The organism is Streptomyces olivaceus (assembly GCF_000721235.1).
Taxonomy (GTDB): domain Bacteria; phylum Actinomycetota; class Actinomycetes; order Streptomycetales; family Streptomycetaceae; genus Streptomyces; species Streptomyces olivaceus.
Genome location: NZ_JOFH01000067.1, coordinates 1 through 13514 on the forward strand (window position 1 = coordinate 1; position 13514 = coordinate 13514).

At 70.5% G+C, this 13514-nt stretch carries 12 protein-coding genes and 6 pseudogenes; 8 read left to right on the top strand and 10 right to left on the bottom strand.

Annotated features, from left to right (window positions below; translation table 11 throughout):
• Together IG94_RS43895 and IG94_RS43900 are read right to left on the bottom strand one after the other, a co-directional pair.
• Window positions 1-107 (bottom strand): annotated as a pseudogene (locus tag IG94_RS43895) (hydrolase); the annotation flags it as partial.
• Window positions 108-210: 103 nt separating this feature from the next.
• Window positions 211-510 (bottom strand): annotated as a pseudogene (locus IG94_RS43900) (cobalamin biosynthesis bifunctional protein CbiET); the annotation flags it as partial.
• 159 nt (window positions 511-669) lie between these two features.
• Between IG94_RS43900 and tsaD the strand changes: the two are divergent.
• The 3 genes and pseudogenes from tsaD to IG94_RS41225 all read left to right on the top strand — a co-directional run.
• Window positions 670-1722, top strand: coding sequence for a tRNA (adenosine(37)-N6)-threonylcarbamoyltransferase complex transferase subunit TsaD (gene tsaD / locus IG94_RS0137080; protein ID WP_031048181.1), 1053 nt, complete (start codon window positions 670-672; stop codon window positions 1720-1722).
• A complete protein-coding gene (locus IG94_RS0137085) occupies window positions 1722-2294 on the top strand; it encodes a GNAT family N-acetyltransferase (protein WP_031048183.1) in 573 nt (190 codons plus the stop codon). The genes tsaD and IG94_RS0137085 overlap by 1 nt, the downstream gene beginning before the upstream one ends.
• Window positions 2295-2310: 16 nt before the next feature.
• Window positions 2311-3685 (top strand): annotated as a pseudogene (locus IG94_RS41225) (alanine--tRNA ligase-related protein); the annotation flags it as partial.
• 5 nt (window positions 3686-3690) lie between these two features.
• On the opposite strand, the gene IG94_RS0137095 reads toward IG94_RS41225, so the two are convergent.
• The gene (locus IG94_RS0137095) at window positions 3691-4530 is read right to left on the bottom strand and encodes an SCO6745 family protein (RefSeq protein WP_372457722.1); all 840 of its coding nucleotides are present in this window, start codon (window positions 4528-4530) and stop codon (window positions 3691-3693) included.
• 134 nt (window positions 4531-4664) lie between these two features.
• Between IG94_RS0137095 and IG94_RS0137105 the strand changes: the two genes are divergently transcribed.
• Window positions 4665-5231 (top strand): TetR/AcrR family transcriptional regulator, encoded by a 567-nt coding sequence (locus IG94_RS0137105; protein WP_031048184.1) that lies wholly within the window; start codon window positions 4665-4667, stop codon window positions 5229-5231.
• 17 nt (window positions 5232-5248) lie between these two features.
• Here IG94_RS0137105 and IG94_RS0137110 read toward each other — a convergent pair whose 3' ends face one another.
• The gene (locus IG94_RS0137110) at window positions 5249-6214 is read right to left on the bottom strand and encodes a LysR family transcriptional regulator (protein ID WP_052411057.1); all 966 of its coding nucleotides are present in this window, start codon (window positions 6212-6214) and stop codon (window positions 5249-5251) included.
• Window positions 6215-6284: 70 nt separating this feature from the next.
• On the opposite strand from IG94_RS0137110, the gene IG94_RS0137115 reads away from it, so the two are divergent.
• Both IG94_RS0137115 and IG94_RS0137120 read left to right on the top strand, forming a co-directional pair.
• Window positions 6285-7226 (top strand): NAD-dependent epimerase/dehydratase family protein, encoded by a 942-nt coding sequence (locus IG94_RS0137115; RefSeq protein WP_031048188.1) that lies wholly within the window; start codon window positions 6285-6287, stop codon window positions 7224-7226.
• 14 nt (window positions 7227-7240) lie between these two features.
• Entirely contained in the window at window positions 7241-8125 is an 885-nt protein-coding gene (locus IG94_RS0137120) for an aldo/keto reductase (protein WP_031048191.1), read from the top strand.
• A 271-nt stretch (window positions 8126-8396) separates the two neighbouring features.
• On the opposite strand, the gene IG94_RS0137125 is transcribed toward IG94_RS0137120, so the two are convergent.
• From IG94_RS0137125 to IG94_RS41230, 5 genes and pseudogenes are all read right to left on the bottom strand, one after another.
• Window positions 8397-8777, bottom strand: coding sequence for a GntR family transcriptional regulator (locus IG94_RS0137125; RefSeq protein ID WP_031048192.1), 381 nt, complete (start codon window positions 8775-8777; stop codon window positions 8397-8399).
• A 1-nt stretch (window position 8778) separates the two neighbouring features.
• The gene (locus IG94_RS0137130; protein WP_157852398.1) at window positions 8779-9264 is read right to left on the bottom strand and encodes a hypothetical protein; all 486 of its coding nucleotides are present in this window, start codon (window positions 9262-9264) and stop codon (window positions 8779-8781) included.
• On the bottom strand, window positions 9261-9719 hold the full coding sequence (locus tag IG94_RS0137135; RefSeq protein WP_031048201.1) for a DUF1648 domain-containing protein: 459 nt from the start codon (window positions 9717-9719) through the stop codon (window positions 9261-9263). Before IG94_RS0137135 ends, IG94_RS0137130 begins: the two co-directional genes overlap by 4 nt.
• A gap of 350 nt (window positions 9720-10069) precedes the next feature.
• Window positions 10070-10153 (bottom strand): annotated as a pseudogene (locus IG94_RS44460) (IS5/IS1182 family transposase); the annotation flags it as partial.
• A gap of 205 nt (window positions 10154-10358) precedes the next feature.
• Window positions 10359-10508: pseudogene (locus IG94_RS41230) on the bottom strand (response regulator transcription factor); the annotation flags it as partial.
• Between IG94_RS41230 and IG94_RS39260 the strand changes: the two are divergent.
• Window positions 10506-11506, top strand: a pseudogene (locus IG94_RS39260) (MMPL family transporter); the annotation flags it as partial. The pseudogenes IG94_RS41230 and IG94_RS39260 overlap by 3 nt on opposite strands.
• A gap of 45 nt (window positions 11507-11551) precedes the next feature.
• On the opposite strand, the gene IG94_RS0137155 reads toward IG94_RS39260, so the two are convergent.
• On the bottom strand, window positions 11552-12499 hold the full coding sequence (locus tag IG94_RS0137155; RefSeq protein ID WP_031048210.1) for an SDR family NAD(P)-dependent oxidoreductase: 948 nt from the start codon (window positions 12497-12499) through the stop codon (window positions 11552-11554).
• A gap of 108 nt (window positions 12500-12607) precedes the next feature.
• On the opposite strand from IG94_RS0137155, the gene IG94_RS0137160 reads away from it, so the two are divergent.
• Entirely contained in the window at window positions 12608-13273 is a 666-nt protein-coding gene (locus tag IG94_RS0137160) for a TetR/AcrR family transcriptional regulator (RefSeq protein WP_031048213.1), read from the top strand.
• The last annotated feature ends 241 nt before the right edge of the window (window positions 13274-13514 follow it).

The following is a 13514-nucleotide window of genomic DNA, read 5'->3' on the forward strand; positions in this document are numbered from 1 at the left end:
AACTCGGCCGCCACGGAGAACCAGGTCACCGGCACGGCACCGGCCTGGATCATGCGCTGCACCGCAGCGTTGTGGGCCTCCGGCGAGGGGCTCCCGGAGCGACGCGTCGAGGAAGGAGAGGAAGGAGGGGGAAGCGGTGGCCCGGGTCCCCGAGTCGTAGGGCGGCCGTGGAGCGTACTCGATCAGCAGCTGCACGGCCCGGTTCACGTCGGACGAAGGGTGGGGCACCGCGTACCGCGCCGGGACCGAGCACCTCGGTCGGCGTGCGACCGGTGCCGTGGAACATGGGGTCACCGCCGGCCAGGACGGCGTTCCGCGTGCGCGGCGAGCAGGCCGGGGGCCGCCCGGGCGCAGCGGCGCGGGCCATTGCACACGCTCGGCGGCGCACTCCGGCGGCAGCAGATCGAGCTGTCGCGGGCCGCCGACGACGACCTCCGCGTCCGGCATCACCCGGCGCGCGGCGTCAGGCAGACCACCCCAGCCGTCGGCGCTGATCCCCACGACGGTCACTGCTGCGGCGGGTGCGACTCGGTACCTCGGGGTCGGGGCGGGCGTCGGTCAGGCACTCCACGGGGCGGCCACCTGCACGGAACCGTTCGGGTGCACATCGACAGCGATCTTATTGCACACTATTCGCAACAACTTACACAGCGCAGAAGAGGTCGGTCGATGGGATCTGCTGTAGTGCTGGGCGTCGAGTCGTCCTGCGACGAGACGGGCGCGGGCCTGGTCCGGGACGGGCGGCTGCTGGGGCACGCGGTGGCGTCGAGCATGGACGAACACGCCCGCTTCGGCGGGGTGGTGCCCGAGATCGCCTCCCGCGCCCACCTCCACGCGCTGCGCCCGGTCGTCCGGCAGGCACTGGACGAGGCCGGGCTGCGGCTGTCCGACATCGGCGCCGTCGCCGTGACCACCGGTCCCGGGCTGTCGGGCGCGCTGCAGGTGGGTCTGGCCGGTGCGAAGGGCATCGCCTACTCCCTCGGCGTTCCGCTGTACGGGGTCCACCATCTCGCCGGGCACGTCGCCGCCGACACGCTGGAGCACGGCCCGCTGCCCGACCCGTGCATGGTGCTCATCGTCTCCGGCGGCCACACCTCGCTCCTCCTCGTCCGCGACCTCGCCCGGGACCGGATCACGCACCTCGGGGACACGCTGGACGACGCCGCCGGGGAGTGCTTCGACAAGGTCGCGCGGGTCTTCGGACTGCCGTACCCCGGCGGTCCGGCCATCGACCGGACCGCGCGAGCGGGGGATCCTCGCGCTGTCCCCTTCCCGCGCCCGTTGCCCGGCTCGTACGACTTCTCCTTCTCCGGGCTGAAGACGGCCGCGGCCCGCTGGGCCGAGGGTCACGCGGGGCGGGAGCTGCCGGTGGCCGACGGCGCGGCCTCGCTCCAGGAGGCCGTAGCGGACGTGCTGACCCGCAAGGCGGTGGCCGCGTGCGAGGAGCACGGCGTGGGGACCCTGGTCGTGGTCGGCGGAGTCGCCGCGAACTCGCGGGTGCGCTCACTGGCCGAGGAGCGCTGCCGGGCGGCCGGGATCGAGCTGCGGGTGCCACCGCTGCGGCTGTGCACCGACAACGGCGCGATGATCGCGGCCGTCGGCGACCTCCTGGTGCGCGCCGGAGCCGAACCGGCCCCGTTGGACGTGTCGATCGATCCGTCGGCGCCGCTGGAGTACGCCGCCCTGCACCCCGTCGCCACCGGGAAGGCGGCGGCCGCCTGATGAGCACCGACATCCGCGTCTGCACGGACGCCGAACTCGTCGCGCGCACCGACGCGCTGCGCTCGGTGTACGTCGACGCCTTCTGCGCGCCGCCGTGGAACGAGGACGAGGAGCGGGCGACGGAGTTCGTGGGCCGGCTGCCGGCGAACGCGGGCCGCCCGGGCTTCACGGCCGCGATCACCGTGCGCGACGGGGACGTGATCGGCTTCGCCACCGCCTGGATCACCCCCGCGCCCTTCCCCACCGACCGCTGCCACCCGCAGGCCGCTGCGGGGCTCGGTGCCGCGCACACCGCGGACTGGCTGTGCGGGGCCCTGGAGATCGACGAACTCGCCGTCCGCAGGGCCGCCCGCGGCACCGGCCTCGCCGGTGGCCTCCTCGACGCGGTGACCGCGCACGCACCCGACGGGCGGGCGTGGCTGCTGACGTCCGTCCAGAACGCGCGGGCCGTGGCCTTCTACCGCCGCCAGGGCTGGACACAGGTCACGCACCCCTCCCCCGACGGCAAGGGCATCGTCGTCTTCCTCGGCCCGCGCCATCCCGCCCGGTCCCTCGCCCCTCTCCCTCTGTAAGCCCCGGAGCCCCCTCTTGCGTACCGCCGATATCCGCCGCCGTTTCCTCGACTCCTTCGCCGAGCGCGGCCACACCGTCGTCCCCGGCGCGGCTCCTTCTTCCAGATGAACGGCAACTTCTCCCTGGGCGACTACTTCAAGGAGGAGGCCATCGCCTTCGCCTGGGAGCTGTCGACCGCGTCGGTGGAAGGCGGCGGCTACGGCCTGGACCCGGACCGCGTCTGGGTCACCGTCCACCACAGCGACGACGAGTCCCGCGGCCTGTGGCGGCGCATCGCCGGCCTGCCCGACGAGCGGCTCGTGGCGCGCGGCGACGAGGACAACTTCTGGTCCATGGGCGTACCCGGCCCCTGCGGGCCGTGTTCCGAGCTGTACTACGACCGCGGCCCGGCGCTGGGCAGGGCGGGCGGCCCGGCGGTCGACGAGGACCGCTACATGGAGTTCTGGAGCCTGGTCTTCATGCAGTACGAGCGCGGCGAGGGCCCCGGCAAGTCCGGCTACCCGATCCTCGGCGAACTTCCCCGCCGCAACATCGACACCGGCATGAGCCTGGAACGCATGGCCACGCTCCTCCAGGGCGTCGACAACCTCTACGAGATCACGAGATCCGCCCCGTACTGGACCGGGCCGCGGCCCTGGCCGAGGTGCGCTACGGCGCGGACGCGGAGGCCGACGTCCGGCTGCGCGTGGTCGCCGACCACGTCCGCACCGCCCTGATGCTGCTCGCCGACGGCACCAGCCCGGGCAACGAGGGCCGCGGCTACGTCCTGCGCCGCGCGGTCCGCTCCCCGCGTCAACTGGGCCATGCCGAACCGGTACTCGTGGACCTGCTGGCGGTCGCGCGGGACTGCATGGCGCCCAGCCATTCCGAGGTGGCCGAGGCGTACCACCGGATCGCCGACCGGGCCGCGAGCGAGGAGGAAGCCTTCCGCTCCACCCTGCGGCAGGGCACGACCGTGCTGGACACGGCGGTGGCGAAGGTGAAGGCGGAGGGCGGCCGTGCGCTGCGCCGTGACCTGCCGGTCGGCGTGCGCTGGATGACGCTGCCCGAGGCGAGGGAGCTTGGCGCCCTCGCCCTGTTCGACGAGACGTACGGCCAGAAGGTCCGGGTCGTGGAGATCGGCGGGGCCTGGTCGCGGGAGCTGTGCGGCGGCACCCACGTCGAACACGCCTCACAGATCGGCACCGTCGCCCTCACCTCCGAGTCGTCGGTGGGTGCGGGCATGCGCCGTCTGGAGGCCGCGGTCGGTGCCGAGGGTTTCGGCTACCTGGCCCGCGAACGCGACCTGGTGAGCCGTGTCGCCGAGCAGCTCCAGGCGCCGCGCGCCGAACTTCCGGACCGTGTCGCCGGGTTGGGGGACCCGGCACGACCAAGACACCGGAATCGCAGGGCGGGTCAGCCAGTTCTTCCGATGCCGAGGGTGGTCTCGCGAGGCAGCATGCCTGAGTCCAGGACCTCCAGCCAGGGCCGGCCGAGGAGTTCGGCGAGCTTCGCGGTGTCCTTGTCCCCGAGGGTTTGCCAGGGGGCAGCGGCGAGTTCGTCGGTGCGCCGCTCGACCTCCGCACGCAGGGCACGGCACGCGTCGGTCGCGGTGTGGTCGGCGTTCAGAAGTCCTCGGGCGCGGAGCCGTTCGCGGGCGGCCGTCCACTCCTGCTCGTTCCAACCGCGACTGGCGAAGACATCCGCCGAAGCCGCACCGATGGCGGCGAACGACACCAGCGCCTCCACCGAGTCGAGGCCCGCGGTCAGGAGGGCGGCGAGATGGCCGTCGCCGCGGTGCTCGCGCAGGATCGTCGCAGCCTGCCACAGCACGAGGTGCGGCTCCTGGGGCCAGGGCAGCCCGGCATTGGCGGCGGCGAGCGGCCGGCCCTCGGTCCGTACGGCCTCCGCCGCCCGGCGGGCGAGCGCGGCGGCCTCGGCGACTTCGGGACCGTCCGTCCACGCACCGAAGAGAGCGCGGTACGCCCCGTCGATGCCGCGCATCCGGGCACGGACCACCTTGTCCGGTGCGGCGACGTCCCAGGCGGTGGGGATGTGCTCGGCGACCAGGCGCGGGCTGAAGCTGTAGAACGCGGAGGCCACCTGACGAGTTCCGGGGGCCCCGAGCGGCGCCGCCCGCAAGGCGAAGTAGCTCGGCCAGCGCTCACCGGTGTCGTAGCCGAGCGACTCGACCTCCTCGAACACCTGTGGCGCGAAATAGAGGACGGCGTGCAGGGGCTCCAGGAGGTGCCACATCTGCCTCGTACGGCCATGGTCGTTGCCCAATGCGACTCCCCGTGTTCGCTGCTCCTGCGTGTTGCCATTGCCCAGATCGAGATTGCCTCGGGGCTTTAATCTTGTCAATGACTAGATCGCGCTAAGGTGTTCTCATGCCCACCGAGCGCTCCTACCACCACGGAGACCTGCGACGGGCCGTGCTGACCGCGGCCCTCGACGTCATCGCGACCGAAGGACCGGCAGCCCTGTCCCTGCGCGACCTGGCCCGCCGGGCGGGCGTTTCCCATGCCGCGCCCGCACACCACTTCAAGGACCGCGCGGGGCTTCTCACCGCCGTCGCCACCGAGGGCTACGGCTTCCTGTCCGCCGCGCTCGGCGAGGCGGAGGACCTGCGCGACCTGGGCGTCCGGTACGTGGGCTTCGCCGCCGCGCACCCGGCGCACTTCCAGATCATGTTCCGGCCGGAGCTCCTGCGCCCCGACGACTCGGAACTCCTCGCGGCGCGCCAACAGACGCGGAGCATGCTCCGTACGGCCGTGCAGGGCCATGGTGAGGATCCGGCCGTCAGCTTCATGGCGGCCTGGTCGATGGCCCATGGTTTCGCGACGCTGCTGCTCTCCCGCAACCTTGACGATCTGCTGGACGGACGCGATCCCGAAGACACCTTCGGGGCGCTGGCGGGCGTGATGTTCGGCCCGACGGGATCCCCGTGGTCGTGAGGTCGGCCTGACGCGGATCATTCCACCGGCGGAACAACTCGGCCGTCTGCGTGGCCATCTCTCGTTGAGCGCGGGTCGACTCCGTCCAGTGCGGCTGCCTGTTGCTGAAGGGCTCGTATCAGTGTCATGGCCTGGGGCAGGGTGCGGCGGCTGATGGCGGCGACGCCGATGTGCCGGGTCGGCGTCGGCGCCACGATGGGGATGGCGCGTACTCCCGCTACTGGAGGGGTCAGCGCGATGGAGGGGATCAGTGAGATCCCCAGGCCCGCTGCGACGAGCGAGCGGGCGAAGAAGTAGTCGGTCGTCGTGCTGCGCACCTCCGGCTCGAATCCGGCACGTTCGGCGTAACGGCGCAGGTAGGTCTCGGTCTTGAGGCAGCCCAGCACCCAGGGTGCGGCGGCCAGCTCGGCGATGTCGAGTGAGTCCCGGCCGGCCAGGGGGTGGGTGTCGGGCAGGGCGACATGCAGAGGGTCTTCGAGGAGCGGCGTCCACACCATGCTGGAGGTCGGCCCGAGCCGGCCGGGCAGCGGGCCGTCGAAGTGGTAGGCGAGTGCGAGGTCCACGGCGCCCTGGCGGACCAGGGGCAGACTGTCCTCGGGCTCGGCTTCCCTGACGTGGACCACGGTGTCGGGGTGGGCGGTGGCCAGGCGGGTGAGTGCGCCGGGCAGGAGGAGCCTGCCGCCGCTGGTGAAGGTGGCGACGGTGATCTGGGTGCGACCGCTGTCGAGTTGATCGACCTGCCGCTGGGCGTGTACCAGCTCTGCGGCGACCGACTCGGCGGCCCCGACCATGATCCGGCCGGCCGGGGTCAGAGTGACTCCGCGGGTGCTGCGTGCGACGACCTGGGCGCCGAGACTGCGCTCGAGTGCGGCCACGTGCTGGGAGACGGCTGAGGGGGTGAGGTGGAGGGCCGCGGCCGCCCGGTTGAAGCTGCCGTGTTCGGCCACACTCCGCAGGACTCGGAGCCGCTGCACGTCGATCAACAGTAATCCTTAACACCTGGCCAGTAATTGGGCACTTCTGCTGATGACTTTAGGTGTTCAGGATGGGGCCATGAAGAGAATCTGCGTGATCGGCGGAAGCCGCTATGTCGGCAGGGTTCTGGTAGAGCGCCTGCAGGCGACGGGCTACCGGGTCACTGTGATCAACCGCGGCTCCACCCGGCCGCCGGCAGGGGTCGAGCACCTGGTTGCCGACCGCGATGACGAGGCCGGCCTGATCGCCGCGCTGGGATCTCGCACCTTCGACGTGGTCGTGGACCAGGTCTGCTACACGCCGGTGCAGGCCGCGATCGCCGCCCGTGCCTTCAGCGGCCGCACCCGGCGGTACGTCATGACGTCCACGATCGAGGTCTACGATCCGGCGACCGCCGCACTGCCTGCGGTCCCGCCCGGGACACCCGTACCCGAGAAGATGGTGGATCCGGCCACCTGGCTGGTCCGGATGAACCTGCCCTGGCACGACCCGGCGTACCTGCAGGCGCATTACGCCGAGGGCAAGCGCCAGGCAGAGGCCGTCTTCACCCGGCACCACGGGTTCGCTTTCGCCGCAGTCCGCAGCGCCCACGTCCTCGGTGGCGGCGCGGCGGAGTTCACCGGTCGGCTCGGCCACTACACCGAGCGGATCACCCAGGGTGCACAGATCACCGTGCATGCCGAGGCGCTGCCCACGGTCTTCGTCCACTACGAGGAGTTGGCGGAGCTGCTGGCATGGGCGGCCACGCGCACCGATGCCACCGGTCCGGTCAACGCCTGCTCCGACGGGCTGCTCGACGTCTATGGCCTTGGTGCCGTCATCGCCGCACAGAGCGACCGGAAGGCCGTGTACCGCAGAGTCGCCGCGGGCGAGCCGGCCTCGCCGTTCTCCTTCGACCGTCACTACGCCATGAGCAACGCCCGCGCGAGAGAACTGGGGTTCGCCTTCTCCCACATCGCCGACTGGCTCCCCGGCACCGTCGCCGAAGCCCTTGCCGCCACCGCCTCCCCCACCTCCTGAGAAACGGACACACCATGCGGTACCGCGCCATCGGAGACACGGCCGTGAGCGCCGTCGGCCTGGGCGCCATGCCCCTGTCCATCGAGCACCGCCCGGACGAACAGCGGGCCGTCGCCACCATCCACGCCGCCCTGGACGCCAGGGTCACGCTCATCGACACCGCCGACAGCTACCACTGGCACCCCGGCGAAATCGGCCACAACGAGCGCCTCGTCGCCCGCGCCCTCTCCCGTTACGGCGGGGACACCTCCCACCTGCTCGTCGCCACGAAGGGCGGCCGCGGTCGCCTCGGCGACGGCAGCTGGACCGTCGACGGCACCCCCGACCACCTCAAGCGCGCCGCCGAGGCGTCCCTGAAGCGCCTGGGCACGGCAGCCATCGGCCTGTACCAGCTGCACAAGCCGGACCCGGCCGTGCCCTGGGCGGAGTCCGTGGGCGCACTGCGCGAGCTGCTCGACGCCGGCACCATCCGCGCAGCCGGGATCTCCAACGTCACCACCGACCAGATTCATGAGGCGCACGCGATCCTCGGCGACGGCCTCGTCTCCGTACAGAATCAGTACTCGCCGGCAGTTCGCGGGAGCGAGCCCGAGCTGCGGCTGAGCACTCGGTTGGGACTGGCCTTCCTGCCCTGGAGCCCTCTGGGCGGCATCTCCCGGAGTTCCCTCGACGACACCCGCGGTCCGACCGCGGCGAGCACAGCCTTCCACCGCATCGCAGACGTGCGCGGCGTCAGCCCCCAGCAGATCGCCCTGGCCTGGCTGCTGGCCCGCTCCCCAGCAGTGATCCCGGTACCGGGCGCCAGCCGCCCGGCGTCGATCCAGGACTCCGCCGAGGCGGCCGAGCTGGAGCTGAGCGAGGCGGAACTGCGCCGGCTGGACGACCCACTGCCCGGCTGATCCGGCGCCACTCAGTCCACTCGGCATGCCCCCCCCACCAGCCCCGCCTGCGCAAGCACCGGACTTTCGGCTACCTCACCCCGGTCGAGGCCAGGCAGCGGCCTCAGCACGCACGCCCTCGCGGCATAACGATCACGTGTCCGGGATCACGGGGAAACTTCACCAGGGCCGTTCACCGATGCCAGCCCCTCCTGGCCGAGTACGGCTGCACCGTCCCACCCTCCACAGCCGGATTCCGCACGCCCGCCGACATCGCCGCATTCCTCGCCAACTAGTCGAGCCCCGGTGGGCCCTGCGTGGCTGCGTGCAGCTGGGTGTGGAGCAGATCCAGGATGTCGGTGCGGGACATGCCGGCCCTTTGCGCCAGGGCGACAAAGTGGCGGCATGCCTCGGTGACGAGGGTCGAGGCGGGGGCGTCGGCGGTGACGACGGCACCGCGCCCGGGGCGCATGTCGATGAGGTGCTCGTTTTTGAGGATCTGATAGCCGCGCAGGACGGTGTGCATGTTGATGTCCAGTGTGCGTGCCAGGGAACGGGCGGGCGGCAGCCGGTCGCCTTTACGGACGCTTCCGTCGACCAGGCCGCGGCGCACGGACGCGGCGATCTGTTCCGCGAGGCTGACGGAGGAGGAGTGGTCGATGGAGACCAGCATGTCAGTCGCCTTTGTGTCCGTCGACGAGAAGGTCGTTGGTGAGACGAGCGGCGGTGTCGGCGTCATCAATGGTGATGACGAACTGATTGCCGTGGACGAGTGTGAGCCACAGGGCGTCACCTTCGCGCAGGGACATGGCGCTCAGACCGGGGTTCCAGCGGTAGCCCCATCCGCCGACTTCGATGGGGCGGGTCCAGCGGGCGGACGCTGAGCGGATGCTGCGCAGGGGGATGCGCCGACGAAGGAAGGGCAGGACGAGCGACCCTGCGCTCACGCCACGGGGTGAGACGGAGACCCGGATGGCGCCGGTGACAAGGAAGGCCGCGGGTACGACCAGCAGTTGCAGAGCTATGAAGCGGTACTGGGAGACCAGTGCGGCGATGACGAGCAGGGCGAGCGCCGACACACCGCCGGTGGCCATCATCCATCCGCTGATCAGCGACCTGTGCCAGACCGTGATGCGTGAGTGTCCGGAGTCCGGGCTCATGACTGCCGCCGGGAGCCGGCCCAGGCAGCTGCCGCGACAGCAACGCCGACGACTGCCGCCAGAGCGAGGTGGTACAGCGGGAACTGGGCACTGTCCGCGCCGCCGAGACTTCCCATCACGGCGATGAAGAGGTAGGTGGTGGCGCCCGCCAGGCCCCAGGCGAAGACAGTCAGTACCCGCACCGTGCGCAGGGCGGGCTGTATGGAGAGGCCGGCTCCAGCGATACCGGCCGCTTCGACGGCGAACACCAACATGTATTGGCCAAGTGCCGTGGTCGGGGAGCTGTATCCGTCCGCCTTCCCGTCAAGGCCGAAGTGGGTGGCGAACCGGTCGGGGAGTGTGTTGCGGAGCAGCATGAACGCCACGAGGGTCACCAGCGAACCGACGACGAAGGGCGCGGTAGCTCTCGCAATGCGACGGAGAGGACTGATCGAGGTGGTGGGGTTCGTCGACAACTGACGTGACCTCATTCCATGACGTATGGCGTCTACTTGTTCGCATTGAGCTAGAACAACAGTAACGCATTGAAGCCCTTGCCACCCCAACCACGTGTCAGAGGGCCGCAGTTGCGACGACATGACGCAATCCCGATCGCACTCCAGCAACTGAATCGACCCTTCACCGAACACACATAGCGTCCACGTGTCCATCACATGGGGTCACGCCATGTGACCAAGGGTGCTTCGTGAGCAGATGGGGAGAGCTCCACGCACAGACGCGCAAGCGTCGCCATTGCCGCCGTGACCGTCCTGGGCCTGAGCGGCGTCGCAGCCCAGCTCACCGCCTCCGAAAAGTTCGTCGACGTCGCGAGCGGGCGGCCCTTGCCGTCGCAGGCAACGTGGATTTTGGTGGTCAGCCAGCCTCGGGATCGCCCGAGGGCTGACGTGGCGAGGAGCGGCCCGAAGCTCATCCTGTGCTCGAGATACCCGTGAGGTATGGAGCAGGAGATCTACGGTTTCCTCCTGGTGCACCACGCCATCCGGCAGCTGATGCACCAGGCCGCCCCCGTCCTGGGTCTTGGTCCCGGGCGCTGACCCGCACCAGACACCGTGACCATCACCCGACAAGGCACAACCCGAGTCAGGGCGTTGGCCCTAGCCTTCGAGCCAGCCGGGGCTGACCATGCCGTATTCGTAGGCCATGACCACGACTTGGGTTCTGTCCCGGGCGCCGAGTTTGGCCATGATGCGGCTGACGTGCGACTTCGCGGTCAGCGGCGAGACCACCAGGCGCGTGGCGATCTGGCCCTGTCCGCACCGGCTCTCGGCATGCGCCTGGGCTTCGCCGACGCCGGCAACACCCCGAAGGACACCACGTCCCGCAAGCGTACGACCTGCTCGCCGAGGGCTTCGGACCCGGCTTCAACGGTCCGCTCATCGTGCTGGTGAAGGGCGGCCAGGACGCCGGGAAGACCGTCCAGGCGAAGCTCGCCACCACTGACGGCGTCGCCGAGGCCAGTCCCGCGATGCCGTCGCAGGACGGCGCCCTGTCCACCGTCTTCGTCTACCCGACGACCTCCCCGCAGGCCGAGGGAACAGTGGACCTCGTCCACCATCTGCGCGACGACGTAGCCCCGCCGCTCGAACACGCCACCGGCGCCGAGGTGATGGTCGGCGGTGCCACGGCCGCCTCCCAGGACATCTCCGAGACACTCGCCGACCGGCTGCCGCTGTTCGTCGCCGTGGTCGTCGGCGTCTCCTCGCTCCTGCTCCTGCTCCTGCTGGCCTTCCGGTCGATCTGGATCCCCGTCAAGGCGGCGATCCTGAACCTGCTGTCCATCTCCGCCGCACTCGGCGTGATCACCCTGGTGTTCCAGCACGGATGGTTCGGGGCACAACCGGGCCCCGTCGAGGCGCTCATTCCCGCGCTGATCTTCGCGATCGTCTTCGGGCTCTCCATGGACTACGAAGTCTTCCTCGTCTCCCGTATCCACGAGGAATGGATGCGCACCAGGGACCCCGCGCAGTCCGTACGAGAAGGACTCGCGTCGACCGGCAAGGTCATCACTGCGGCCGCGGCCATCATGATGTTCGTCTTCGGAGCTTTCATCCTCAGCTCGGACCGCATGCTCCAGCAGTTCGGACTTGGCCTGGCCGTCGCCATCCTGCTCGACGCCGTGGTCATCCGCTGCCTGATCGTCCCCGCCGTGATGCAGATGCTCGGCAAGCGGGCCTGGTGGCTGCCCGCATGGCTGGACCGAAAGCTGCCCGAGGTGTCCATCGAACACCCCAAGCACAACTGACAGCGGCCGCACACCGGCGTCCCCCGTCCGGGCCGCCGGCGCGGGCTACACGGTGGTGGCCGATCCGGAGGGAAACGGGCTCTGCCCGGACTCGGCGACGGGGAACTGCACCCCGGTGAGGTCTTCGGAGACGGCCCACAACCGCTGCTGGACGACCGCCTCGTACGACTGTGGGCTGGAGGTGACCAGCCGGGGGTGGCCCTTGACCTCGTTGCGCCCGCCGGGGCCGTAGTACTGACCGCCGAGCGCGGCGGGGTCGGTGGCGGCGCGCAGGGTCGGCAGCGCGCCCATCGCCGGCGTCTGGGTGATCAGCGGTGCCAGCCAGGTGAGCGGAAGCCGGAGGGCCGCGGGGCTGTTGCGGGCGAGCTCGGTGCTGGACATGCCGGGGTGTGCGGCCACCGCGACGGTGGTGCCGTGCGCGGTGAGGCGGCGCTGCAGCTCGTACGTGAACATCAGGTTGGCCAGCTTGGACTGGCCATAGGCGGCTGCCCGACCGTACGACCGCTCCCACTGCAGGTCGTCGAAGTGGATCGCGGCCCGGATGCGGTGGCCGGTGCTGCTGACCGTCACGACGCGCGATTCGGGCACCGGCAGCATCAGGTCCAGCAGAAGCCCAGTGAGCGCGAAGTGGCCGAGGTGGTTGGTGCCGAACTGCATCTCGAAGCCGTCCCGGGTGGTCTGCTTCGGGGTGTACATCACGCCGGCGTTGTTGATCAGCAGGTCGAGCCGGCCGAGCCGGGACCGCAGCGCCGCCGCCGCGGTCCGGACGGAGTCGAGCGAGGTCAGGTCCAGCGCTTGCACCGTCACGTCGCCGGTCATGCGGGCCGCTGCCTGCTCGCCCTTCTCGACGTCGCGCACGGCGAGCACGACGGAGGCCCCGCGCTCGGCGAGCGCCTTGGCCGTCTCGTACCCCAGGCCGGTATTGGCCCCGGTCACCACGGCCACCCGCCCGCACTGGTCAGGAATATCCGCCGTCGTCCACTTCTCGCCCATGCCGAACTCCCACCTATTTACGTACCAGAGGTATCTTGCACGTACGACGCTAAAGTACCTCCGGTACATTGTCAACGTACCGCAGGTACCTAAGCTAGGGTGGTGATCGTGACTTTCCAGCGGGCGCGAACCGAAGAGCAGCGGGAGATCCGCCGACGGGCGATCCTCGACGCGGCGTCGGCGATGCTCGACGAGATGCCCGTGGCCGCGGTCACCCTGAACGAGCTCAGCCGCCGGGTAGGGCTGGCGAAGCCGAACGTGCTGCGCTACTTCGAGTCCCGCGAGGCGGTACTGCTGGAACTGCTGGACCGCTCTCTGCAGGAGTGGCTGACGGAACTGGCGGGCGAGTTGGCCGCCTGCGTCGACGAAGATCTCCCCATGCCCGGGCGAGCGACAGCGGTGGCCGAGATCCTCAGCCGCTCGCTCTCCGGCCGAGTGGTGTTGTGCGACCTCTTCGGAGCGCAGAGCAGCGTCCTAGAACACAACGTCTCCGTCGAGGTCGTCGCACGCTACAAGCGCGCCTCCCTGGACCGCCTGACCACCATGACCACCCTGCTCCTGAAGTACCTGCCGGAGCTGGGCGAGAACGCGACGCTGTTCAGCCTGCAAACCATGCTCACGGCCGGCGCGCTGCCGGCATACAGCACACCCCCGCCCAGCCTCCGTGCGGCCTACCAGGCCGAGCCCGACCTCGCCCGCGTCCACCTGGAACCGAAGGACTACTTGAAGCTCGTCCTGACCGCGACCCTCCTGGGCGCGCTGCCCCGCAACTGACGTACGTCGCACGGGAACAGGGATTTTCCTCGTCCCGTGCGGCGGACGCGGGCCCCCTCCCGGAGAGGCCGGAGAGGCCGGAGAGGGCGGGGAGCGGGGCCGGCCCGCCCTTCGCGAGGGGCTCAGGCAGCCGTGGCGGCGCGCTTGCCCTGGTCGACGCCGTTGACGAAGGCGCGGGCGCCCATGACCATGGCCGGCATGTTCTCCTGCATCAGGCGCATGCGGTGCGGGGCGTCGTGGA

Excerpts from the sequence above, each read along its gene's own strand:
- tsaD (WP_031048181.1), top strand. The coding sequence starts at position 670 with ATGGGATCTGCTGTAGTGCTGGGCGTCGAGTCGTCCTGCGACGAGACG.
- IG94_RS0137085 (WP_031048183.1), top strand. The coding sequence starts at position 1,722 with ATGAGCACCGACATCCGCGTCTGCACGGACGCCGAACTCGTCGCGCGC.
- IG94_RS0137095 (WP_372457722.1), bottom strand. The coding sequence starts at position 4,530 with ATGTGGCACCTCCTGGAGCCCCTGCACGCCGTCCTCTATTTCGCGCCA.
- IG94_RS0137105 (WP_031048184.1), top strand. The coding sequence starts at position 4,665 with ATGCCCACCGAGCGCTCCTACCACCACGGAGACCTGCGACGGGCCGTG.
- IG94_RS0137115 (WP_031048188.1), top strand. The coding sequence starts at position 6,285 with ATGAAGAGAATCTGCGTGATCGGCGGAAGCCGCTATGTCGGCAGGGTT.
- IG94_RS0137120 (WP_031048191.1), top strand. The coding sequence starts at position 7,241 with ATGCGGTACCGCGCCATCGGAGACACGGCCGTGAGCGCCGTCGGCCTG.
- IG94_RS0137125 (WP_031048192.1), bottom strand. The coding sequence starts at position 8,777 with ATGCTGGTCTCCATCGACCACTCCTCCTCCGTCAGCCTCGCGGAACAG.
- IG94_RS0137130 (WP_157852398.1), bottom strand. The coding sequence starts at position 9,264 with ATGAGCCCGGACTCCGGACACTCACGCATCACGGTCTGGCACAGGTCG.
- IG94_RS0137155 (WP_031048210.1), bottom strand. The coding sequence starts at position 12,499 with ATGGGCGAGAAGTGGACGACGGCGGATATTCCTGACCAGTGCGGGCGG.